Source organism: Citrobacter rodentium NBRC 105723 = DSM 16636, assembly GCF_021278985.1.
Taxonomy (GTDB): domain Bacteria; phylum Pseudomonadota; class Gammaproteobacteria; order Enterobacterales; family Enterobacteriaceae; genus Citrobacter_A; species Citrobacter_A rodentium.
The window spans coordinates 4,764,516-4,788,074 of sequence record NZ_CP082833.1; the positions used below are offsets into that span (position 1 = coordinate 4,764,516).

Genomic DNA, 23,559 nt, shown 5'->3' on the forward strand with positions numbered 1-23,559 from the left:
GTCACACTTTTCGCATCTTTGTTATGCTATGGTTATTCCATACGATAGGCTTAACGGAGCGAATTATGAAAGTATTGGTTACCGGTGGTAGCGGTTACATAGGAAGCCACACCTGCGTACAGTTACTGAAAAACGGACATGACGTTATCATTCTCGATAACCTGTGCAACAGTAAGCGCAGCGTTCTGCCGGTTATCGAACGTCTCGGCGGTAAACAGCCGACGTTTGTCGAGGGCGACATTCGCAACGAAGCCCTGATGACCGAGCTCCTCCACGACCACGCGATTGATACCGTGATTCATTTCGCCGGTCTGAAGGCGGTAGGCGAATCCGTCGCGAAACCGCTGGAATACTATGACAACAACGTTAACGGCACCCTGCGTCTGATTAGCGCAATGCGCGCCGCTAACGTGAAAAACTTCATCTTCAGCTCCTCCGCCACCGTCTACGGCGATCAGCCCAAAATCCCTTACGTTGAGAGCTTCCCGACCGGGACGCCGCAAAGCCCCTACGGCAAAAGCAAGCTGATGGTTGAACAGATCCTCACCGACCTGCAAAAAGCGCAGCCGGAATGGAGCATCGCTCTGCTGCGCTACTTCAACCCGGTCGGCGCGCATCCGTCAGGCGATATGGGCGAAGACCCGCAGGGCATTCCGAATAACCTGATGCCGTACATCGCCCAGGTCGCCGTCGGCCGCCGCGACTCGCTCGCCATCTTCGGCAACGATTACCCGACCCAGGACGGCACTGGCGTACGCGATTACATTCACGTGATGGATCTCGCCGACGGTCACGTTACGGCGATGGAAAAGCTGGCGGGAGTTCAGGGCGTCCATATTTATAACCTCGGCGCTGGCGTCGGCAGCAGCGTACTGGACGTGGTCAACGCCTTCAGCAAGGCGTGCGGCAAACCGGTCAACTACCATTTCGCGCCGCGTCGCGAGGGCGATCTGCCCGCCTACTGGGCCGATGCCAGCAAAGCCGACCGCGAACTGAACTGGCGCGTCACGCGCACCCTGGACGAAATGGCGCAGGACACCTGGCGCTGGCAGTCGCGCCATCCGCAGGGCTACCCGGATTAAGGAATCAGCATGACTACATTTAACCCTGTCGATCACCCACATCGCCGTTTTAACCCGTTAACCGGACAGTGGATTCTGGTTTCGCCGCATCGCGCTAAGCGTCCCTGGCAGGGGGCGCAGGAAACGCCCTCTGACGAGACGCTGCCCGCACACGATCCGCACTGTTTTCTCTGCGCGGGCAATACCCGCGTCACCGGCGATAAAAACCCGGATTATACCGGCACCTACGTTTTCACTAACGATTTCGCCGCGCTGATGACCGATACGCCCGACGCGCCGGACAGCCGCGATCCGCTGATGCGCTGCCAGAGCGCGCGCGGCACCAGCCGCGTGATTTGCTTCTCCCCGGATCACAGCAAAACCCTGCCGGAGCTGAGCGTGTCCGCGCTGACGGAAATTGTGAAAACCTGGCAGGAGCAAACCGCGGATCTGGGGAAAACCTATCCCTGGGTACAGGTATTCGAGAATAAGGGCGCGGCGATGGGCTGTTCTAACCCCCATCCGCACGGACAGATCTGGGCCAACAGCTTTCTGCCTAACGAAGCGGAGCGCGAAGACCGTCTGCAAAAAGCGTATTTTGCCGAACAGGATTCACCGATGCTCGTCGACTACGTCCAGCGTGAACTGGCCGACGGCAGCCGGACGGTAGTGGAAACTCAGCACTGGCTGGCTGTCGTGCCTTACTGGGCGGCCTGGCCGTTTGAAACCCTGCTGCTGCCCAAAGCCCATGTGCTGCGCATTACCGATTTGACCGACGAACAGCGTGCCGATCTGGCGCTGGCGTTGAAGAAGCTGACCAGCCGTTACGACAACCTGTTCAGGTGCTCGTTCCCCTACTCGATGGGCTGGCACGGCGCGCCGTTTAACGGTGAACAGAACGATCACTGGCAGCTGCACGCGCACTTTTATCCGCCGCTGCTGCGTTCCGCCACCGTGCGCAAATTTATGGTCGGCTACGAAATGCTGGCGGAAACCCAGCGCGATCTCACCGCCGAACAGGCGGCAGAGCGCCTGCGCGCGGTCAGCGACATTCACTTTCGCGAATCCGGAGTATAAAAATGAGTCTGAAAGAGAAAACACAATCTCTGTTTGCCAACATTTATGGCTACCCTGCCACCCACACCATCCAGGCGCCTGGCCGCGTTAACCTTATTGGCGAACATACCGATTATAACGACGGCTTTGTGCTGCCCTGCGCCATTGACTACCAGACGGTGATTAGCTGCGCGGCGCGCGACGATCGTAAGGTTCGGGTCATCGCCGCCGACTATGACAATCAGGTTGATGAGTTCTCGCTGGATGCGCCGATTGTGACCCACGACAGCCAGCAGTGGTCGAACTATGTGCGCGGCGTCGTGAAACACCTGCAAAAACGCGACGCCAGCTTCGGCGGCGCGGATCTGGTGATCAGCGGCAACGTTCCGCAGGGGGCGGGCTTAAGCTCTTCCGCATCGCTGGAAGTGGCGGTCGGCACCGTATTCCAGCAGCTTTATCACCTGCCGCTGGACGGCACCCAGATTGCGCTGAATGGCCAGGAAGCGGAAAACCAGTTCGTCGGCTGCAACTGCGGCATCATGGACCAGTTAATCTCCGCGCTCGGTAAACAAGATCACGCGCTGCTGATCGACTGCCGCTCGCTTGGCAGCAAAGCGGTTTCCATGCCGCAGGGCGTGGCGGTGGTGATCATCAACAGCAACTTTAAGCGCACGCTGGTTGGCAGCGAGTACAACACCCGCCGCCAGCAGTGTGAAACGGGCGCGCGTTTCTTCCAGCAACCGGCGCTGCGCGACGTGAGCCTTGAGCAGTTTGACGCGGTGGCGAATGAACTGGACCCGCTGGTTGCCAAACGCGTTCGTCACGTGTTAACTGAGAATGCGCGTACCGTTGAAGCCGCCAGCGCGCTGGAAAAAGGCGATCTTAAGCGGATGGGCGAACTGATGGCCGAATCTCATGCCTCAATGCGCGATGATTTTGAAATCACCGTCCCGCAGATCGATACGCTGGTTGAAATTGTGAAGGCCGTCATTGGCGACAAAGGCGGCGTGCGCATGACTGGTGGCGGCTTTGGCGGCTGCGTGGTAGCGCTGATCCCGGAAGATCTGGTGCCTGCCGTTCAGCAGGCCGTTGCGGAGCAGTACGAAGCCAGAACCGGGATTAAAGAAACTTTCTACGTTTGCAAACCTTCACAAGGAGCAGGACAGTGCTGAACGAAACACCCGCACTGGCGCCCGATGGTCAGCCGTACCGCCTGTTAACCCTGCGCAACAGCGCGGGGATGGTGGTTACGCTGATGGACTGGGGCGCTACCTTACTTTCGGCGCGAATTCCCCTTTCCGACGGCAGCGTGCGTGAAGCGCTGCTGGGATGCGCCAGCCCGGAACATTACCGGGATCAGACGGCATTTCTGGGGGCGTCAATTGGTCGCTACGCGAACCGTATCGCCGACAGCCGCTACGTTTTTGCCGGCGAAACCGTGACGCTACAGCCCAGCCAGGGCGTTAACCAGCTGCACGGCGGGCCGGAAGGCTTCGATAAGCGCCGCTGGCAGATTGTTAATCAGAATGAGCGTCAGGTGCTATTTGCCCTGACCTCCGACGATGGCGATCAGGGTTTCCCCGGCAATCTCGGCGCGACGGCGCAGTATCGCCTGACCGATGATAACCGTATCTCTGTTACCTATCGCGCCACGGTGGATAAAACCTGTCCGGTCAATCTGACCAACCACGTCTATTTTAACCTGGACGGCGATCAGACCGATGTGCGTCAGCATAAGCTACAGATTCTCGCCGACGAGTATCTGCCGGTTGATGAAGGCGGCATCCCGCGCGACGGCCTGAAATCCGTCGTTGGCACCACCTTTGACTTCCGCAACGGCAAAATCATCGCCAGCGAGTTTCTTGCCGACGACGATCAGCGCAAGGTGAAAGGCTACGACCACGCCTTTTTGCTCCAGGCTAAAGGTGATGTTAAAAAGCCCGTCGCACGGCTGTGGTCCGCCGATGAGAAGTTGCAGATGGAGGTTTACACCTCCGCTCCGGCGCTGCAGTTCTACTCCGGCAACTATCTGGGCGGCACCTCTTCACGCGGCCCTGAGCCCTACGCGGATTATCAGGGGCTGGCGCTGGAGAGCGAGTTCCTGCCCGACAGCCCCAACCACCCTGAATGGCCGCAGCCGGACTGCTTTCTGCGTCCCGGCGAAGAGTACGCCAGCGTGACGGAATATCGGTTTATTGCGTCCTGATAAACAAACAGCGCCCGGCAAGCGAACCTGCCGGGCGCTGAATTATAAATCGCTCCAGGTCCCCAGACGAAACCCCTGCTCCTCTACCGCCTGCTTCAGGCCAGATGAAGTCAGAACTTCCAGCTCTTCCAGCCTGGGAAAGCAGTAACGGCTTTGCCTGACTTCATTATCAATAAATCCGGGATGGCACATCAGTTCAGTAGATTGATATCCACCGGCTGCTGATTTTGCCAGCGCCGCCAGCAAAAAGCGACTCGAGACATTTTCGCCATAAAAATCATTAATGAAATACTCCACGCTGCTCACGCCTCGCGGTGTGATATTTTGTTCCCGGGCGACCTGCCAGTCGATACGCAACGGAAGATCTTTGTCTTTCGCAAACTGCTCGACATGCCGCCAGACCTGCGGGAGAAAATGCACATGGTGATGGCTGTCGATATGGCCAGGCGGTCGGCCAAACACCGAGATAAAGCGCTGATACTGCTGATGGAGTTCGGCCACAATCTCTTCATCGCTGACTAATCCCTGCCCGGTAGCCTGCCAGAGCCATTTTCCCATTTTTCCCTCTCGCGTTAGCGAAGGTGCTTGCGTTAAAGGCGCGCCATAGCTGAGAACAAAATGCAAACCGACTGCCAGAGAGGGAAGATTTGCGCTAATCTCCGCCGCATGTTCAATAGCACTGGCATTGATCATGGCCGTTGTTGATGTCACCAGCCCCCGCCGATGAGCTTCAGCAATACCGTAGTTGATCCCTTTGCTCAGACCAAAATCATCGGCATTGACGATTAATAATCTCGCCATTTTCATAACCTCACTGACGGGGTTGATGCCGGTGGAGTTCGGCAATCGTATCGGCAAACTGAGGCAAATACGCTCTGTTCGCCAGCAGCATTTCCCGCGCCAGGAGTTCCGCTCCGTGGTCAGAGTTCACCAGCGGATTAAGATTGAGCGCCAGCAAAACGTCATTTATTTTGCCGCTTATGGCGGCGCGCGAAGCGGCAATTTCAAAACCTTTGATGGTATAAATTAATCCAAGCACATTTTCATCAAAGCGCTTTATCCGTGGATGAGGAACCGCGCCGTTTTTACCTAACAGGCAAGTCATTTCGACTGTCCACTCTTGCGGAATATTATCAACATGTCCACAATGAGGAATATTTACGTAATGTTCAGTCTGCTTATCGTTATAAATCGCATTAATCACCTCGCAGGCAGCATCAGAATACCATGCGCCTCCCCGGGCTTCCAGCTCACCCGGTTTGACGTGCAGTTCAGGATCCTGGTAAATATCAAACAGCTCTTTTTCCAGTTTCTGCACCACCTGCGCACGCACTTCGCCTTTATAATACTCACCCATCTCGATTGCCAACATTTCTTTTTGCTTAAAATAATAAAGGAGATAGGAGCAAGGTAATAAATTTAATGAGCGAATGAGTCCCTCACTAAACGGCAGGCTGAATATGTTTTTTACTGCGTTTCCCTGAATCGTTCCGGAAGAAACCAGGTCAATGACCTCCTTAAAGCGCGACTGACTGTTAACCCAGACATCTTTAATAAAGACCAGATGATTCAGGCCGAATAAATCAATGGAAAGCTGGTCTTGTTCGGATAATGCCAGAATATCCGCAATAAACATTCGCATCCCTACCGGAACATTACATACGCCAATAAATTTCCGGAAAGAAGTATGACGATAAACGGCTTCCGTCACCATTCCGGCCGGATTGGTAAAATTAATCACCCATGCTTGCGGACAAATCTCCTGTACATCCTTTATGATGTCAAAAATGACGGGGATGGTGCGCAGACCTTTAAATAATCCGCCAGCGCCGTTTGTTTCCTGCCCTAAGTAACCATGAGAAAGCGGGATATGTTCATCCTGTTCACGCGCCTGCAATTGACCAACGCGCAGCTGGGTAGTCACAAAATCCGCCCCCTGTAAAGCCTCCCGGCGATCCAGCGACTTATGTATGACAACAGGAATGCCTGCTTGCTTAACCATACGCTGGCAAAGCTCAAAAATAATATTCAGCTTTTTTTCCCCTTCTTTGACATCCACCAGCCACAGTTCACTAATGGGCATTTCATGGTAACGTTTGATAAATCCCTCAAGGAGTTCCGGGGTATAACTACTGCCGCCACCAAGGGTAACAATCTTCAGTTTTTTCATCATAACTCCTGAAAGCATTCTGTCGCTTTCTATAGTCAGGTTCAGTTGTGGTTTATCGCGATTATCAGCGAACAGAATGCGCTAACCGTCGACGGTAATGACCCGGGGTAAATGACGTTGCTTTTTTAAAATTATTAATAAACATGCCCGGACTGCTGAAACCGGCTTCAAAAGCGATATCCGCCACGGAAAAGTTACTGGTTTCAAGCAAATTTTTGCAGTAATTAATACGAATATCATTAATGATTTGCCCCGGCGTTTTATGAAAATAACGGTTAGTCGCTCGGGTAAGATATGACTGCGTTTTCCCGGATATCTTAACCATATTGTTAAGAGCGTTCTCCGCAAACAGCGATTTATTGTGCATCTCTCTGACCAGCTGCGATAACCACCAGGGTATATTATCCCCACAAGAGCTATCTTTATAATGCTGCAAGTGGTTTACAATATAAAAGGTCAGTAGCTTATTAAATTCATCAAACGCTTCCTGATTAATATTTAACGTAGCCAGCGTTGACTCTATGTAAGTTAAAAAGCTATTTGACATAGCATAACTTTGCGAGGCGATAAAACATGAAGGCAGCATGTCCAGATAATGTTTCTCGAAATACTGACGACTTACGCCCATGTTGAGAATTCGCGTCACGCCATAATCGTAAAAGGTCTGATGATAAGAACCGACCGGGATAAATACGAAATACCCACGTTCCATTGAGACACGCTTGCCATTAATTTCCTGACTACAGCTACCGGTAAGAACGATAGTGAACTCATAGTAATCATGCTGATGCAAGCCGCTAACGCTTTCAGTCTTATCGAGAATGAAAAAATAAAAATCCTTCCCTTTTAAAAACTGGCTTTCATAAACCGTATTAATCTCCATGTGCCCCCCGGTTAAAACTTTAATGCTGCGGCGATATCTTCTTCGCTTTCATCTTCATCAATGATGTTCTGTGCTTTATTGGCGATCATAACAAACGGGAGATAGATCAGGGTGGCAATCACCACATTAACCAGAGCAAGAATTAATGCTGCCACGCTGCCGTTGGAATTAAAAAAAGCACCCAATCCTGGCGGCATGGTCCATGGTGCAAAATTAGTTGATGGTGGAATAATCCCCAGCGAATAGACCAGCAGGGTAATCCCTGCCAGAACAGGCTGAATGATGATAAAAGGGATCATCAACACCGGATTCATAATGATTGGCAGTCCAAATAAAATAGGTTCATTAATATTGAACATTCCTGAAGGTAACGCCATTTTTGCAACCTGACGGTAATCTGCGCGCCGCGATGCGATAAAAATAGCGAGAATTAAACTTAGCGTCGCGCCGGTTCCACCCAAATAAACGTAGGACTCGAGCATCGGCCCCGTCCAGAAATGAAATGTTTTTCCTGCCGCCAGCGCAGACTCCACAGATCCATACTGCGTGTAGATCGCCATATTCTCCATTCCCCAGGGGCCAAGAATACCGCTGTTTAAAGCCGTTAACGCTAATCCGCCATGCACGCCAAAGAACCACAACAATGAATTAAAAGTCACGTAGACCCAACCGACGACGCCACCGAGCGATGCCAGCGGTACAGCAATGGATTGCATAATGACCTGATGAAAGTGGGTTCCCGCTAACGACAGTCCCCAGGAAATAAGCCCCATGATGAACAGAATAATGAATCCAGGAATCAGCGCGGTAAATGAACGCGATACTGAAGAGGGGACGCTTTCAGGCAACACAATGACCCATTCAAGCTTGATAATTAGGCTAAACATTTCAGCCACAACCAGACCTATGATGATCCCTGAAATGATATTGGCGCCTCCAAGCCAGTTAGCGCCAATGGCGTTAATATCGCCTACGGTATAAGGAGTAACGGTCATAAAAGCAGCGATGGCTAATAAACCAGCAGCAAGCGCATCGACTTTACGCTCTTCTGCTAAAGCCATTCCAATAAAAAATGGGGTAAGCAATGGCATTATTCCCAGAGAGCCATCGTATACGCTGGCGCCAATAGTTTTTAATCCATTAAGTATTTCAATCGTATTGCTATCCAGGCGGACGCCCAGTGACCAGAAAAAGGAACCGTCATCAAAATTTAAAAAAACATTGTTGATAAGTACAAACATTGCCCCAACGAGCGTTAAGGGCATTAAGCGGATAAAACCATTCTTAATTGCGTTTATATGTACCTGTTTTCCAAGCTTTACGGCGACAGGCAAAATAACTCGCTCCAGCGAACTGATTGCGCCACTCATAACAAGCATCCTTAAATATTACTTATAAGTTAATTAAAAATTCGCCCTTAATTAAAAACTCTTTGCCATGAAATAAAAGTAGGATTGTGTAAAAGTTTGCGTTGATGAATGGTGAATAGCATACCTGACGGGCAAAAAAGACGATAACGATTCAGGAACGGAAATGATGACTCATTGACCTTGTGATTTGATGATTTTCACGTTTCGATGAACTCATCCCTTTCCGTCGGATAATTAGCCAGGTGATATCGTTTACGGTAAGCCTCGCGGAACTGTTCCTCATTCCTGCCTGAAAACCCACCGCTTAACGACAAAATCGCAACTCTGAGTTCACAAGAGCCTTACACTGCTGACCAATTTTCGCTATGGTTATGCGTAAGCATTGCCGTTAATGGGTTACGGCAATATAATGAGAATTATTATCATTCAATAAGGCTTGAGGAGTAAGTATATGGCTGTTACTAAGCTGGTTCTGGTCCGCCACGGCGAAAGCCAGTGGAACAACGAAAACCGCTTTACCGGTTGGTATGATGTCGATCTGTCCGAGAAAGGCGTAGGCGAAGCGAAAGCAGCCGGTAAGCTGCTGAAAGAGGAAGGCTATTCCTTTGATTTTGCTTACACCTCAGTGCTGAAACGTGCCATCCATACCCTGTGGAACGTGCTTGACGAACTGGATCAGGCCTGGCTGCCGGTTGAGAAGTCCTGGAAGCTGAACGAACGCCATTACGGCGCGCTGCAGGGGCTGAACAAAGCGGAAACCGCCGAGAAGTACGGCGATGAGCAGGTGAAACAGTGGCGTCGCGGCTTTGCGGTCACCCCGCCGGAGCTGACCAAAGACGACGAGCGCTATCCGGGCCACGATCCGCGTTACGCGAAGCTGACGGAAAAAGAGCTGCCGCTGACCGAAAGCCTGGCGCTAACCATCGATCGCGTGATCCCTTACTGGAACGAAACCATTCTGCCGCGAATGAAAAGCGGTGAGCGTGTAATCATCGCCGCTCACGGCAACTCCCTGCGCGCGCTGGTGAAATACCTCGATAACATGAGCGAAGATGAGATCCTCGAACTGAACATCCCGACCGGCGTGCCGCTGGTGTATGAGTTCGACGAGAACTTTAAGCCTATCAAGCACTACTATCTGGGTAACGCTGACGAGATTGCCGCAAAAGCTGCTGCCGTCGCGAACCAGGGTAAAGCGAAGTAAACTGATTTGCCCGGTGGCGCATGCTGCCGGGCTTTACATGGTCCTGATGCTGTCAACCAAAAGCGCAATAAGCGCCTTCGTTTATCTCACCTTCTCCACCAGTCACCCCATCCAGCACCACCTGGGCAGTGCCTTTCGAACAGCGCTCCACCCGTCCCCGCACGCCATAAACTTCAGCCAGAGTATGCGCGGTGATCACCGTTTCCGGCTTGCCGCACGCCACCAGCCTGCCCTCTTTCAGCATGACAACGTACCCGCAGTGGCGCAGCGCGATATTAATATCATGCAATACCACCACCGTCACTCTGTTGCATGCCTGCGTATCCTGCCGCAGACGTTCCATAACCAGAAACTGATAATTCAGATCCAGCGCGCTTAGCGGTTCATCCAGCAGGAGCAGTTCGGGCTGGCGGATAAGCGATTGCGCCAGCCCCACCAGTTGTCGCTGCCCCCCGGAAAGCTGGTCGAGATAGTGCAGCGCCAGATGGGCAATGCCCAGCTGTTGCAGTATCGCCAGCGCCCGGGCATCATCACGTCCTGACAGCGTCCGCTGCGCAACGTAGATGGATTCCAGAACGCGCAGATGTACCCCCTGCGGCAGCGACTGCGGTAAATAAACAACTTTTCGTGAACGCGCCGCCAGCGGTTGCGCCAGCAGGTTCTTACCGTTCAGATGCACCTCTCCGCTCGCGCGCAATAAGCCTGCGAGCGCCCGTAGCAGGGTTGATTTCCCACAGCCGTTTGGCCCCAGCAGCCCCGTCACCTGCCCACGCGGCAGCGCGTCAATACTCATCTCTCGTATCACCGGGCGGTTCAGATAGCCGGTACTGACTCCCCTCAGGATCATCCCACTCATCAGACTTTCCCCCGATAACGCAAAATAATGCTCAGAAAGAAAGGAACGCCCACCAGCGAAGTGACAATGCCCACCGGAATAATGACGCCAGGAAAGATATTTTTCGACGCGATGGACGCCAGAGAGAGCACCAGACCGCCCGTCAGCATACTGCCTGGCAGATAAAAACGATGATCCTCGCCAAACAGAATGCGCGCGATATGCGGCGCCACCAGGCCAATAAAACCAATCGGCCCGACAAAGGCGACCGACAGCGCGGAAAGAAGGCTAATGCGCAATAACGACGCCCGACGCAACCGTCGTATATCAATGCCAAAGCTCATCGCCCTGTCCTCGCCGAGACGCAGCGCCGTCAGCGACCAGGCGCTTCGCATAGCCCACAGCAGCAATGGGATCGACGCCACGACCAGTACGCCTACTTTTTCCCATGACGCGCGCGTCAGACTTCCCATAGTCCAGAAAACCAGACCCTGCAAGGTATCTTCATCCGCGACAAATTGCATCATCGCCACTAGCGCGTTAAAGGTAAAAACCAGCGCTATGCCGAACAGCACCACGCCGGGTGTCGCCACGCGCGTCCAGCGCGTCAGCCAGTCCAGCAGGAACGCTGAGAGCAGCGCAAAAAGGAAGGCGTTCGCCGGAATAAACCAGGCCTCAGGAATGCCAGGTATGCCGACCCCTGAGACGATAGCCAGCGCCGCGCCAAACGCCGCCGCCGATGACACCCCCAGCGTAAATGGACTCACCAGCGGATTATTCAGCAACGTCTGCATCTCGGCTCCCGCCAGCCCGAGCGCCATCCCAACCCACAGCGCCATCAGGGCGTAAGGTAAGCGAATCTCCCGGACAATCACTCGCATACCGACGCTAACCTCTGTCGGATGGAATAGCGATCGCCACAGTTCAGGTAGCGAAAGCGCCGATGGACCAAGGGTAAAATCAAACGTCAGAGAGACGGCGATCGCCAGTATTACAATCAGCATCAGCAACCAGCGCTTGCGGATAATCCGTCGATAGCGGTAGTCAATGGACTCAGGCGTCCGGGCAGCCAGCGACAACATTTTCTTTTCCATGTGCTTCACGCCGGCGGGTTAAGCACATCGCTCAGCTGCGCGTCGCTGAGCACAATGCCAAAAAAGTTATGGTAAAACTGCCGCGTTTCCTCGCGCATATCCACATCAGCAAAGCGCTGTGGATAGAGCGTTTTCGCCAGCCAGAGAATCTGAAGCGCCTCTTCGCTGGTTTCCCGGCACCACCAGAACATCCCTTTTGGATTCACGTAGACGCGATGATGACGAACCGCATCCACTTCCGTCCACTGCGGGGAGGCCAGAATCGCATTAGCATCTCGTCTGTTCATGGCGACAATCACTGCCGGATTTGCCGCCACAATTTGCTCCAGCGCCACTTCCCCTGCCCGGTTCGGTTTATGGCTAAACCAGTTTTCGGCAATATTTTTCGCCCCCGCCAGGTCCATCCAGTCCTGATTAAGCGATGGTCTGCCGGTCGTGGTCAACGGGTTGCCCATACTGTGATAAACCGATACGCGCTGGCTCGCAGGCAGATCCTTTAGCCGCTCCTGCACCAACCTCACGTTACGCGTAAAGTACTGCTGATAACGCCGGGCTTTCTCCTGCGCATCCGGTCCCAGGACGTCGGCCGTTTTCTGCACTCGCAAAATCAGCGCCTGCATTGAGTTTGCGTCAAAAGCCAGAACCTGTACCCCGGCCTGCTCAAGCAGAGACTGGCGAGGCACGGTCATCGATTTCGGCACAAACAGTCGCTGTACGCCCAGAGCGACGATCTGTTCCGGATCCAGTTCATGTCCACCGTTGACGCTGATAACAGGCGTGTCATCAATAGCCGGTAAACTCTGGCGAAAGAGCGGGATTCGCTTTGCGACTAATGAGGTGCCAACGATACTGTCGCCATAACCTAACATAGCGATAATGGTGTTCTGCGCAGGCCACGGCGATGCGATGCGCACATCATGCTGAAGGTTCTGGGCGAACAGATTACCCGCCAACAGCCACGCCAGCACGGGGAAAATACGAATGAGCATCAGCGTTACCTTTAGAAATCGAACGTGACAGAGGCGCGTATTTCGCGTCCGCTACCTAAAAAAGCGCTCGGCGAACCATTGTCGCCATCTGTTCCAGACGGGAAAATAGATGCCCAGTAATGCTTATCGAAAACGTTGTTAACCACTACGCGAAAGGTTGTCGGTACCTGACTGATTTTGGTGGTATAACGCGTGCCTAAATCCCATGTGGTGTAACTACCTGCCCAGGCGGTATTCGTGTCATTCGCCGCGCGTTTCCCGGTATAATGCACGTTTGCGCTGTACACCCATTGCGGCATCGACGGCAGGCTATACTCAGCCAGCAGGTTAGCCTGTATTTTCGGCACTCCGACAACCTGCTTGTTGCGGGTGGCAGCGCTGGCGGTGTCTTTCAGTTTCGGATCGAGCAAAGTGATTCCACTGAAGATATTCAGCCCCTGCACCACCTGACCGGTTGCCGTGAACTCCAGCCCGTGGTTGACCTGATTCCCCTGCTCTTTGTAGGTGTTATCGTCAGGATCGACATACGCAAACGGGCGTTCCAGGCGAAATAACGCCGCTCCCAGATTCATTCCGGCCGCATCCGCTTTCAGTCCGACTTCATATTGCTTACTGCGGTAGGGATCGAGCGTCTGCCCGGCATTTTTCACATCGCTGTCGGTTGGCGCGGTTCCGCCCTGCTCCAGCGATTCCGCATAGCTGACATAAGCCATCACGTCTGGCGTGATCTTATACATCAGCGCCGCGTTGGGACTCAGCCCATTCTCATCAATCTGGCTGCTTTGATGACCACTTTTGTCGAAATTCTGTGACTGAAGCCAGCTCTGGCTAAGGAAGAACATCGCAGACCATTTCGGCGTCAGTGTGAGGGTGTCGCCGAGGGTGATACTCTGTTGCGTATTGACGCTGGATTTATACCGCGCGCCGCCAGTACTGATTTTTCCATCACCCTGTTCGTACAGCGCGGAGGGGTGATACATATTGGTCGTATCCCAACGGTAGGATGTGCCGGAGCCCTTCGCGCTGTACAGAGACCAGATATAGCCAGTGGTGGAAAGTGCGATATCGTGACCAATTGAGCCAGTATCCACATGGCCGTTCAGCGTAACCGTATTACTCAGCACGCGAAAGCGTCCAGCCGCGGTAGAATCTTTCATTGAACGGCTAATATCGCCCTGGCTGTTGATGATTTTACTGCTGACGCTGCGCATCGCCCGGTCCGCCTGCTGCCAGCCGACCCCGGCCGTCAGCGTCCAGTCATCGTTGAGATAATGAATCAGCCGTGTACTGATCGTGTCGGTGGTTAAATCGTTACCGGCGGTGCTGAGCGCAAGATGACTGTTTTTCGGATCCGGCGCGGAGGGCAGCTTAACGTCAGGACCATAGCTAAAACTCCCCGGATAACCTTTCTGAATGAACTCATAATGGCTGGCATCCAGTTGAAGTTGCGTACCGGGCTGGAGATTCCAGTCCAGCGCGACGGAAAGAAGTTTGCGACGCAGCGTGCTGTCAGCAAGATTGCCTTCCCCCTCCTGGTCTGCCAGGTTCAGGCGGTAGCCAAAGCGATGCTCATCATCAAAATGCCCGCCCAGATCGACATGCCCGTTAAACGCGCTACGGCTCTGATAACCCATCGTCACCTCCCGCAACGTCTGTTCCGTGGGGCGTTTCGCGACAAAATTGAACTGCCCCGCTGGACTGGCCGGACCGTACAGCGCGCCGGTCAGACTGTTGAGAATATCCAGTCGTTCCAGCATCTCAACCGGGAAAGCGGTGGTTGAAACAATATTCAGACCATCAAGACGACTGTTTGCCACGACGCTACCCTGCATACCACGACTTTGCGGCCTGCCAACATCCATTCCGCCGCGCGCCTGCATTTGCGTACTCGGTGAATATTTGAGTAATTCACTTACGCTTTGCGCCCGTTGGTTACTAATCATTTCATGAGTAACGGTAGTCGTGGAAAAGGGCGTATCAACCCAGGTTTTATTGCCCAGAGGGCCCATCTCAATATCGTCAGTTTTGAAACCTGCGCCTGAACTGGCCTGGGCGGTATTCTCCGGCGTCTGAGGGGTAACAATGATATTCTCTTCTGAGAAACTGGCAGCGTGTACACTGTGCGTCGCAACGGCAATCAGAATGGACAATAGCCTTGCCCGAGGGGGGAATTTATTCATCAGTCTTATCAATCGTTGTATAAAAATTTATATTACGATCGTGATAAGTGTAAAAAGTTGATCTCCATCACACCAGGACGTGTAAACGCGTCATTAACTCGTTGTAGGTAGCGGAAATCGCAGGCAAAAAAAAACCGGCCGCGAGGCCGGTTTTCATGCGTAGCGGCAGGCGCTATTTACGACGCGCCTTTACCGCTTCCGCAAGCTGACGCAGAATGGCGTCGGTATCTTCCCAGCTAATGCAGGCATCGGTGATGCTTTTGCCATACACCAGCGGTTCGCCGCTGTCCGGATTCTGGTTACCTTCCACAAGGTGGCTTTCAATCATTACGCCCATAATCGCCTTCTCGCCGTCGGCGATTTGTCGGCAAACATCGGCGCCGACTTCCATCTGCTTTTTAAACTGCTTGCAGGAGTTAGCGTGGCTGAAATCGATCATGATTTGCGCTGGCAGACCGGCCTTCGCCAGACCTTCTTTCACTACCGCAACGTGCGCGGCGCTGTAGTTCGGCTCTTTACCACCGCGCAGAATAATATGGCAGTCGCCGTTACCGCTGGTGTTGACGATAGCGGAATGACCCCATTTGGTCACGGAGAGGAAACAGTGCGGCGCCCCCGCGGCGTTGATCGCATCAATCGCCACTTTGATAGTGCCATCGGTGCCGTTTTTAAAACCGACCGGGCAGGAAAGGCCGGAAGCCAGTTCACGGTGCACCTGCGACTCGGTGGTGCGCGCGCCAATCGCGCCCCAGCTCATCAGATCCGCCAGGTATTGCGGGGTGATCATATCAAGGAACTCGCCCGCCGTCGGCAGTCCGCTATCGTTGATATCCAGCAGCAGCTTACGCGCGATGCGCAGACCGTCGTTAATCTGGAAGCTGTTATCCATATGCGGATCGTTAATCAGCCCTTTCCAGCCAACGGTGGTGCGTGGCTTTTCAAAATAGACGCGCATAACGATTTCCAGCTCGTCTTTCAGTTCTTCGCGCAGCGCCAGCAGGCGACCCGCATACTCTTTTGCAGCAACCGGATCGTGAATCGAGCAGGGACCAATCACCACTAACAGGCGATCGTCGTTACCTTTCAGAATCTTATGTATCGCTTTACGCGCATGGGCCACCGTATTCGCGGCATTTTCGCTCGCGGGAAATTTTTCCAGCAGTGCGACAGGGGGGAGTAACTCGTTGATCTCTTTAATGCGTAAATCGTCGTTCTGATAATTCATGATTATTCCAGTGTTGCCATACTTATATAAATGAATGCAATCCCTCCAATCTATATCTTCAGTCAGGAAGTGTAAACGGGATTTTACAGTTTGAACGGATTAATCCTGGAATCAGGTATAAAAACGCCAGAATGTAGCGAAAAACGAGATCTATCCTACAATTTTTAACTGTAATCTCTCTGTTTATGTTTTTTTTCAAGATTCTCTGCGGGGCATTTTCACCTTGCTGAAATCTTTAACCATGGCCATCCCTCTTTAAATGGCAAATGCACTGTTGGAAGACGTTATCCGACATCTCGACCAGAACAGGAGCAACTTATGAAAATGACCAAATTGGCTTCACTTTTTCTGACTGCCACGCTCAGCCTTGCCAGCGGCGCAGCGCTTGCTGCCGATACCGGCGCGCAAACTAACAACGGCCAGGCTAACGCCGCCGCAGATGCCGGTCAGGTCGCGCCGGACGCTAAGCAAAACGTCGCGCCGAATAACCTCGACGGTACAAATATCAATACCGGTAACACCAATACCAATACCAGCGGCGCCCAGCAGTCGCCCGGGACATCCACAACCCAGGATGGGATGACTGATGATATGACCAAAGACGAGGTGCATAAAAACACCATGTGTAAAGATGGTCGCTGTCCGGATGTGAATAAGAAAGTGGAAACCGGCGACGGCACCAATAACAATGTTGATACCAAAACTGATGGCACCACTCAGTAACGGTAAATCAGTCTGTCAGACTGATAACAGGAGAGCTAAGGCTCTCCTTTTTAATTTTATTCAACCCAAAACGGTATGATGTCATACAGTTAAGAGAGAATTTATCAAGGGATGACATTCATGGCGCACGCACACTCTCACTCAACGCCCAACCTGCCTGAAGATAATAACGCCCGCCGTCTGCTGCTGGCGTTTTGCGTTACGGCGGGATTTATGCTGCTGGAGGTCGCAGGCGGCATTTTATCCGGCTCGCTGGCGCTGCTGGCCGACGCCGGGCATATGTTGACCGACGCCGCCGCGCTGCTGTTCGCCCTGTTGGCCGTTCAGTTTGCACGTCGCCCTCCGACCGTCCGCCACACGTTTGGCTGGCTGAGACTCACCACGCTGGCCGCATTTGTGAACGCCATTGCATTAGTGGTGATTACCCTGTTAATCGTCTGGGAAGCGATTGAGCGCTTCTACACGCCGCGTCCGGTTGCCGGTGGCATGATGATGACCATTGCCATAGCGGGGCTACTGGCGAATATTCTCGCCTTCTGGATCCTCCATCGCGGCAGCGAGGAGAAAAACCTTAACGTGCGGGCGGCGGCGCTTCATGTAATGGGAGATTTGCTCGGCTCGGTCGGCGCGATTGCGGCGGCGCTGATCATTATCTGGACGGGCTGGACGCCTGCCGATCCGATACTGTCGATACTGGTTTCGCTGCTGGTGCTGCGCAGCGCATGGCGCTTACTGAAAGACAGCGTTAACGAACTGCTGGAAGGCGCGCCGCTGTCGCTGGACATTGCCGCGCTGCGACGCCGCCTCAGCCAGGAAGTTCCCGAAGTGCGCAACGTTCATCATGTGCATGTCTGGATGGTAGGGGAAAAACCGGTGATGACTCTTCATGCGCAGGTGATCCCGCCGCACGACCATGATGCCCTGCTGGCGCGCATCCAGCATTTTCTCGCACATCATTACCAGATTGAACACGCCACCATTCAGATGGAATACCAGCCCTGCCACGGCGCGGACTGCCATCTGAATCAGACGGCGTCCGGCCATGCTCATCATCACCATTAGTGGGACAGCGCGCGCGAGCCTCGTTCACGTGCGCTGTTAATCCACATCCGGCTGCCGTTGAGGGCGATAAAGGTGAGGATCAGGTATTCCAGCGACATCGCATAGACGCCCTGCAGGGCGAAAATCACCACGCTAATCACGTTAATGATCACCCACAGCAGCCAGTTTTCGACGTACTTACGCGTCATGAGGATCATCGCCACAATGGACAGCACCATCATGCAGGAGTCCCAGAACGGGAAAGCGTCCGGCTGAAGCACCGGCATCGCAACCTGTAACCCCAGCGCCTGCATTGCCGTCACCGCGATACGGGTCAGGAAGGCAAAGACCGGATCGATATAAACAGTCATCAGCCCAATCGCCACCACGCAAACCGCCAGCCAGCCAAGCGCTTTGGGCAAGGGTAGCCAGCGAATTTTCAGTTCGGCCTCGTTCTGCGTATTCTGCCGCGACCACGCATACCAGCCGTAGATATTCGCCGCAAAGAAAAACAGTTGCAGCAACAGGCTGGCATAGAGCTGGATCTGAAAGAAAATGATGGCGAACAGCGTGACGTTGATCAGGCCAAAAAAGTAATTGCTGATCTTTTCCATACTGGCAAGACCAATGCACAGTAATCCGGCGATCGTCCCTACCGCTTCGATCCATGACAGATCGTAGCCGCCGGCGCCGATCGGGATATGTACCAGGATATTCTGCGTGCTAAAAAAGTCCATCTTTCCCCCAGAGCATTTTTATTATTTACGCACGTAGTGTAGCCGCAAAATCCAGCATGCGGTTTAACGGCAATAATGCGCCCTCACGTAAGGCGGCATCAACCTGAATCTCATGATGTGGTCCGCCCTGCTCCAGCCCCTCGGCAATCGCCTTCAGTCCGTTCATCGCCATCCACGGACAGTGCGCGCAGCTGCGGCAGGTGGCGCCTTCCCCGGCGGTCGGCGCTTCCAGTAACTCCTTGCCCGGAACCGCCTGCTGCATTTTGTAGAAAATGCCCCGGTCGGTCGCCACAATCAGTTGCGTATGCGGCAGCGTTTTTGCCGCGTTGATAAGCTGGCTGGTGGAGCCGACGGCATCGGCCATATCGACAATCGCCTGCGGTGATTCCGGGTGCACAAGGATGGCCGCATCGGGATACAGCCCTTTCATCCGGGCCAGCGCCTGAGTTTTAAACTCATCATGAACGATACAGGCACCCTGCCAGCATAATACGTCAGCGCCGGTCTGTTTCTGCACATAATTGCCGAGATGACGATCCGGCGCCCAGATGATTTTCTCTCCCAGGCTATCCAGATGCTCAATCAGTTCAACGGCAATGCTGGAGGTCACCACCCAGTCCGCGCGCGCTTTCACCGCGGCGGAGGTGTTGGCGTACACCACTACCGTGCGCTCCGGATGCACATCGCAAAAGGCGCTGAACTCTGCAATCGGACAGCCGAGATCGAGCGAGCATTCCGCCTGCAGCGTCGGCATCAGGATGGTTTTTTCCGGGCTGAGGATTTTGGCGGTTTCGCCCATAAAGCGTACGCCAGCCACCAGTAGCGTGGAGGCCGGATGCTTCGCGCCAAAGCGCGCCATCTCCAGAGAGTCCGAAATGCAGCCGCCGGTCTCTTCCGCAAGCTGCTGAATTTCCGGATCGGTATAGTAATGCGCGACCATCACCGCATCCCGCTCTTTCAGCAGACGTTTGATTTTTTCGCGGTAGAATTGCTTTTCGTCAACGCTCAGCGGGACGGGTTTTGGGGGAAATGGATAGATTGCAGCTTCCGGATCAAACATCACGCTCATCATGCTTTCTCGTTTTACTCGCTTAACGAAATAACCGATAAAAAGCGTGATTACGCCATAATCGGCCATATGTGTTTTATATGCTAAACAAGATAGCCGATTGGGCAGAGAAAGTCACAACAAATACGCGCGGATTGCCGGATGGCGGCGTAAACGCCTTATCCGGCCTACAAAGCGCGAGTAACCCTGGCCTGATAAGCGAAGCGCCATCAGGCACGAATTCGGCACATAGCAAAAAGGCGCCTTTAGGGCGCCTTTTCACACTGGTGGGTCGTGCAGGATGACTCGCTGCGCTCGCCCTTCGGGCCGTTGCTATCGCAACGTTATCCTTCACGTTTAACATCTGAGTTCGACGTTAAAACTGGTGGGTCGTGCAGGATTCGAACCTGCGACCAATTGATTAAAAGTCAACTGCTCTACCAACTGAGCTAACGACCCCTTGCGGGATTTACTTCTTACTCATTCAGGCTGGTGGGTCGTGCAGGATGACTCGGCTTCGCCTCGCCCTGCGGGCCGTTGCTGTCGCAACGTTATCCTTCACGCTTTCTACCCGTTTCCACCGTTAAAATGGTGGGTCGTGCAGGATTCGAACCTGCGACCAATTGATTAAAAGTCAACTGCTCTACCAACTGAGCTAACGACCCGTTCGGGTGTTGCCTGAATTATTACTCAAACCAATAAAAATTGGTGGATCGTGCAGGATGACTCGGCTTCGCCTCGCCCTCACGGGCCGTTGCTGTCGCAACGTTATCCTTCACGTTTAACATCTGAGTTCGACGTTAAAACTGGTGGGTCGTGCAGGATTCGAACCTGCGACCAATTGATTAAAAGTCAACTGCTCTACCAACTGAGCTAACGACCCAATTTTTGCTGCTTTTGGTTTATCTGATATCCCGTGGCAACGGCGGCATATATTACTGATTTCAGAATTCAGCGCAACTAAAATTTCGATGCAGATCACTCAACTGCTTATGAATCGCACGACACGACCAGAAATAATTCGATTTCTGGTCGTATGGTGCGCATTACATCGCGCCGAGACGTTTTTGCGCCTGCTTCGCGCCGTCCGTGCCAGGGTATTTGCTGATAACCTGCTGATAAACCGCCTTCGCTTTGGCCGTATCGCCCTTGTCCTGCATAATCACGCCGACTTTAAACATCGCGTCCGCAGCTTTAGGCGACTTCGGATAGTTCTTCACCACCGAAGCGAAATAATAGGCGGCATCATCTTTTTTACCCTTGTTGTAATTCAACTGGCCGAGCCAGTAGTTGGCATTCGGCTGGTAGGTTGAATCAGGATACTTTTTGATGAAATTCTGAAATGCGGCAATGGCGTCATCCTGGCGGGATTTATCCTGCACCAGCGCAATGGCCGCGTTGTAATCGGTATTGGCGTCGCCGCTTTGTACCGGCACTGCGCCAGAGGCGGGAGCGTCAGGCGTAGCCGTAGCAGCCCCTGCCGCCGCCCCGCTCTGCTCACCGCCCGCAGACTGCGCGGCAGCGCCGCCGCTGCTCAGACTCTCTATCTGCAACAGAATCTGCTTCTGCCGCTCGACAACCTGGTTAAGCTGATACTGACTTTCCTGGATTTGTCCACGCAGAGAGTCGATATCGGCCTGGTTATCAGAGAGTTGCTGCTGGAGTTGGGTTAAAAGCTGGCTGTGAGCGTTAGAAATACGCTCGAGTTGAATGACGCGGTCTTCGACCGAGCCTGAGCCGACACTACTGATTGGCGCCTGAGCAAAAGCGGCCCAGGGGGCCGCTATGCCAACCAGTAACGACAGACTCAATACATGATGTCTGAAGTTACTGCTCATGCAATTCTCTTAGTAAACCAGTACGGCGCGACGGTTTTTAGCGTAAGCCGCTTCGTCGTGGCCCAGTACTGCAGGTTTTTCTTTACCGTAAGAAACGATGGAGATCTGGTCAGCAGAAACGCCTTTACCCTGCAGATACATCTTCACAGCGTTGGCGCGACGTTCACCCAGGGAGATGTTGTACTCAGGAGTACCACGTTCGTCCGCGTGACCTTCTACGGTGACTTTGTAAGACGGGTTGCTACGCAGGAAGTTAGCGTGCGCATCCAGCATCGCAGCGAAGTCAGAACGGATGTCGTACTTATCCAGATCGAAGTAAACGATGTTGTTCTGCTGCAGCTGTTGCATCTGCAGACGCGCCTGCTCTTCGGAGGACATGTTGCCGCCGCTGCCGTTTGCATCCATACCAGTGCCGGCACCCAGCATGCCTTCGCTGCCGTCATTGCTGGCGTTCTTGTTGGAAGAACATGCCGCAATAGCCATAACAGGCAGAGCAATCATCAGCCCTTTCAGCACTTTGTTCAGTTGCATTTCAATGATTCCTTTATTAATCAATTATTTATTATCACAGATACGGCGACCAGGCAGGGAATTTAACCTGTCCATCAGTTGCCGGAAGACGCGCTTTGAAACGCCCATCTGTAGAAACCAAATTCAGCACGGATCCCATCCCCTGAGAAGAGCTGTAGATTACCATAGTGCCGTTAGGTGCCAGACTTGGCGTTTCGTCCAGAAACGTTGACGACAGAACCTGTACGCCACCCGCTACCAGATCTTGTTTGGCAATGTGCTGCTGACCATTATTCGAGCTTACCATTACCATAAATTTGCCGTCGCTGCTGACATCCGCATCCTGGTTTTGTGAACCTTCCCAGGTAATACGCTGCGGAGCGCCGCCGTTGACGTTAACTTTATACACCTGCGGACGACCGGCCTGGTCAGAGGTAAAGGCCAGGTTCTGGCTGTCCGGGAACCAGGTCGGTTCCGTGTTGTTGCTACGACCGTCAGTCACCTGACGGATCTGACCGGAACCGATGTCCATAACGTACAGGTTCAGGCTACCGGTTTTAGACAGCGCAAACGCCAGCTTGCTGCCATCCGGAGAGAACGCAGGCGCGCCGTTGTGACGCGGGAACGAGGCCACCTGACGCACCGCGCCGTTCGACAACGTCTGGATAACCAGCGCCGAACGACCGCTTTCAAAGGTGACGTAAGCCAGTTTAGAGCCATCCGGCGACCACGCCGGTGACATCAGCGGCTGCGGAGAACGGTGAACCACGAACTGGTTGTAACCATCGTAGTCAGAAACGCGCAGTTCATAAGGGAACTGACCGCCGTTAGTCTGAACTACATAAGCGATACGGGTCCGGAAAGCGCCTTTGATACCGGTCAGCTTTTCGAACACTTCGTCACTGGCGGTATGACCGGCATAGCGCAGCCACTGCTTGTTCACTTTATAAGAGTTCTGCGCCAGCACCGTCCCCGGCGCGCCGCCGGTGTCCACCAGTTGATAAGCAACATTGTAGGAGCCGTCTGGATTCGGCGTCACCTGACCGATTACTACCGCGTCGATCCCCAGCGCCGACCATGCCGCAGGCTGAACTTCCTGCGCCGTACCCGGCTGTTGCGGCAGACGGGAGCGATCTAACGGGTTGAATTTACCGCTGTTGCGCAGATCTGCGCCCACGATACCGCCGATATCTTCAGGCGCCGCACCCGGCCCCGCCCACTGGAATGGCACAACGCCAATCGGGCGCGCCGAGTCCACCCCCTGGGTGATCTCGATACGTACTTCTGCGTGCAGCACCGCCGCCCACAGCATCAGAAAACCAAATGCTACTCGTAATGCCTGCTTCATCATATCTCCCTTATCCGGGCGGAAGGCCCACGATAATTTAG

The 23,559-nt window shown here is 53.6% G+C and carries 21 protein-coding genes, 3 tRNA genes and 1 pseudogene; 7 read left to right on the forward strand and 18 right to left on the reverse strand.

The features are described from left to right. Positions 1-65 precede the first annotated feature (65 nt). From galE to galM, 4 genes are read left to right on the forward strand one after another with little or no spacing between them, the layout of a single operon-like run. Positions 66-1,082, forward strand: a complete 1,017-nt coding sequence (galE, locus tag K7R23_RS22695) for a UDP-glucose 4-epimerase GalE (protein ID WP_012905084.1) — start codon at positions 66-68, stop codon at positions 1,080-1,082. Positions 1,083-1,091: 9 nt separating this feature from the next. Then, positions 1,092-2,138: a galactose-1-phosphate uridylyltransferase gene (galT, locus tag K7R23_RS22700; protein WP_012905083.1), complete on the forward strand. Its 1,047-nt coding sequence runs from the start codon at positions 1,092-1,094 to the stop codon at positions 2,136-2,138. A gap of 2 nt (positions 2,139-2,140) precedes the next feature. Further along, complete coding sequence (galK, locus tag K7R23_RS22705; RefSeq protein WP_012905082.1) at positions 2,141-3,289, forward strand: galactokinase; 1,149 nt, start codon at positions 2,141-2,143, stop codon at positions 3,287-3,289. Next, complete coding sequence (galM, locus tag K7R23_RS22710) at positions 3,283-4,323, forward strand: galactose-1-epimerase (RefSeq protein WP_012905081.1); 1,041 nt, start codon at positions 3,283-3,285, stop codon at positions 4,321-4,323. Before galK ends, galM begins: the two co-directional genes overlap by 7 nt. Before the next feature lie 42 nt (positions 4,324-4,365). Here the strand turns inward: galM and chbG are convergent, their stop codons facing one another. The 4 genes from chbG to chbC all read right to left on the reverse strand — a co-directional run bounded on the left by chbG (position 4,366) and on the right by chbC (position 8,746). Further along, on the reverse strand, positions 4,366-5,124 hold the full coding sequence (gene chbG / locus K7R23_RS22715; protein WP_012905080.1) for a chitin disaccharide deacetylase: 759 nt from the start codon (positions 5,122-5,124) through the stop codon (positions 4,366-4,368). 10 nt (positions 5,125-5,134) lie between these two features. Then, positions 5,135-6,496 (reverse strand): 6-phospho-beta-glucosidase, encoded by a 1,362-nt coding sequence (locus K7R23_RS22720; RefSeq protein ID WP_012905079.1) that lies wholly within the window; start codon positions 6,494-6,496, stop codon positions 5,135-5,137. A 61-nt stretch (positions 6,497-6,557) separates the two neighbouring features. Continuing rightward, the gene (gene chbR, locus K7R23_RS22725; protein WP_012905078.1) at positions 6,558-7,376 is read right to left on the reverse strand and encodes a transcriptional regulator ChbR; all 819 of its coding nucleotides are present in this window, start codon (positions 7,374-7,376) and stop codon (positions 6,558-6,560) included. An 11-nt stretch (positions 7,377-7,387) separates the two neighbouring features. After that, on the reverse strand, positions 7,388-8,746 hold the full coding sequence (gene chbC / locus K7R23_RS22730) for a PTS N,N'-diacetylchitobiose transporter subunit IIC (protein WP_012905077.1): 1,359 nt from the start codon (positions 8,744-8,746) through the stop codon (positions 7,388-7,390). A 451-nt stretch (positions 8,747-9,197) separates the two neighbouring features. Between chbC and gpmA the strand changes: the two genes are divergently transcribed. Then, positions 9,198-9,950 (forward strand): 2,3-diphosphoglycerate-dependent phosphoglycerate mutase, encoded by a 753-nt coding sequence (gene gpmA / locus K7R23_RS22735; protein ID WP_012905076.1) that lies wholly within the window; start codon positions 9,198-9,200, stop codon positions 9,948-9,950. A gap of 52 nt (positions 9,951-10,002) precedes the next feature. On the opposite strand, the gene K7R23_RS22740 is transcribed toward gpmA, so the two are convergent. The 5 genes from K7R23_RS22740 to aroG form a co-directional block, all read right to left on the reverse strand. After that, positions 10,003-10,806 (reverse strand): ABC transporter ATP-binding protein, encoded by an 804-nt coding sequence (locus K7R23_RS22740; RefSeq protein ID WP_012905075.1) that lies wholly within the window; start codon positions 10,804-10,806, stop codon positions 10,003-10,005. Next, the gene (locus K7R23_RS22745; RefSeq protein WP_042622992.1) at positions 10,806-11,879 is read right to left on the reverse strand and encodes a FecCD family ABC transporter permease; all 1,074 of its coding nucleotides are present in this window, start codon (positions 11,877-11,879) and stop codon (positions 10,806-10,808) included. Before K7R23_RS22745 ends, K7R23_RS22740 begins: the two co-directional genes overlap by 1 nt. 5 nt (positions 11,880-11,884) lie before the next feature. After that, positions 11,885-12,871 (reverse strand): ABC transporter substrate-binding protein, encoded by a 987-nt coding sequence (locus K7R23_RS22750; RefSeq protein ID WP_024132547.1) that lies wholly within the window; start codon positions 12,869-12,871, stop codon positions 11,885-11,887. 8 nt (positions 12,872-12,879) lie between these two features. Then, positions 12,880-15,048, reverse strand: coding sequence for a TonB-dependent receptor (locus tag K7R23_RS22755; protein WP_012905072.1), 2,169 nt, complete (start codon positions 15,046-15,048; stop codon positions 12,880-12,882). 172 nt (positions 15,049-15,220) lie between these two features. Next, complete coding sequence (gene aroG, locus K7R23_RS22760; RefSeq protein WP_012905071.1) at positions 15,221-16,273, reverse strand: 3-deoxy-7-phosphoheptulonate synthase AroG; 1,053 nt, start codon at positions 16,271-16,273, stop codon at positions 15,221-15,223. Between the two features lie 318 nt (positions 16,274-16,591). Here aroG and K7R23_RS22765 point away from each other — a divergent pair, with 318 nt between their 5' ends. Then, positions 16,592-16,996 carry a YbgS-like family protein gene (locus K7R23_RS22765; protein WP_012905070.1) on the forward strand — a complete coding sequence of 135 codons (405 nt, stop codon included), beginning with the start codon at positions 16,592-16,594 and terminating at the stop codon, positions 16,994-16,996. 120 nt (positions 16,997-17,116) lie between these two features. Next, entirely contained in the window at positions 17,117-18,058 is a 942-nt protein-coding gene (gene zitB, locus K7R23_RS22770; protein ID WP_012905069.1) for a CDF family zinc transporter ZitB, read from the forward strand. Here zitB and pnuC read toward each other — a convergent pair. The 9 genes and pseudogenes from pnuC to tolB form a co-directional block, all read right to left on the reverse strand. After that, positions 18,055-18,774, reverse strand: a complete 720-nt coding sequence (gene pnuC, locus K7R23_RS22775) for a nicotinamide riboside transporter PnuC (protein ID WP_012905068.1) — start codon at positions 18,772-18,774, stop codon at positions 18,055-18,057. The two genes, zitB and pnuC, sit on opposite strands and share 4 nt — an antisense overlap. Positions 18,775-18,799: 25 nt before the next feature. Further along, positions 18,800-19,843, reverse strand: a complete 1,044-nt coding sequence (nadA, locus tag K7R23_RS22780) for a quinolinate synthase NadA (RefSeq protein ID WP_012905067.1) — start codon at positions 19,841-19,843, stop codon at positions 18,800-18,802. A gap of 76 nt (positions 19,844-19,919) precedes the next feature. Next, positions 19,920-20,066, reverse strand: a pseudogene (locus K7R23_RS26010) (hypothetical protein); the annotation flags it as partial. 139 nt (positions 20,067-20,205) lie between these two features. Then, a tRNA-Lys gene (locus tag K7R23_RS22785) sits at positions 20,206-20,281 on the reverse strand. A gap of 130 nt (positions 20,282-20,411) precedes the next feature. Then, positions 20,412-20,487, reverse strand: a tRNA-Lys gene (locus K7R23_RS22790). Positions 20,488-20,629: 142 nt separating this feature from the next. Continuing rightward, positions 20,630-20,705, reverse strand: a tRNA-Lys gene (locus K7R23_RS22795). A 163-nt stretch (positions 20,706-20,868) separates the two neighbouring features. Then, the gene (cpoB, locus tag K7R23_RS22800) at positions 20,869-21,660 is read right to left on the reverse strand and encodes a cell division protein CpoB (RefSeq protein ID WP_012905065.1); all 792 of its coding nucleotides are present in this window, start codon (positions 21,658-21,660) and stop codon (positions 20,869-20,871) included. 9 nt (positions 21,661-21,669) lie between these two features. Continuing rightward, complete coding sequence (gene pal, locus K7R23_RS22805; protein WP_012905064.1) at positions 21,670-22,191, reverse strand: peptidoglycan-associated lipoprotein Pal; 522 nt, start codon at positions 22,189-22,191, stop codon at positions 21,670-21,672. A 34-nt stretch (positions 22,192-22,225) separates the two neighbouring features. Beyond that, positions 22,226-23,518 carry a Tol-Pal system beta propeller repeat protein TolB gene (gene tolB, locus K7R23_RS22810; protein WP_012905063.1) on the reverse strand — a complete coding sequence of 431 codons (1,293 nt, stop codon included), beginning with the start codon at positions 23,516-23,518 and terminating at the stop codon, positions 22,226-22,228. Positions 23,519-23,559 lie beyond the last annotated feature (41 nt).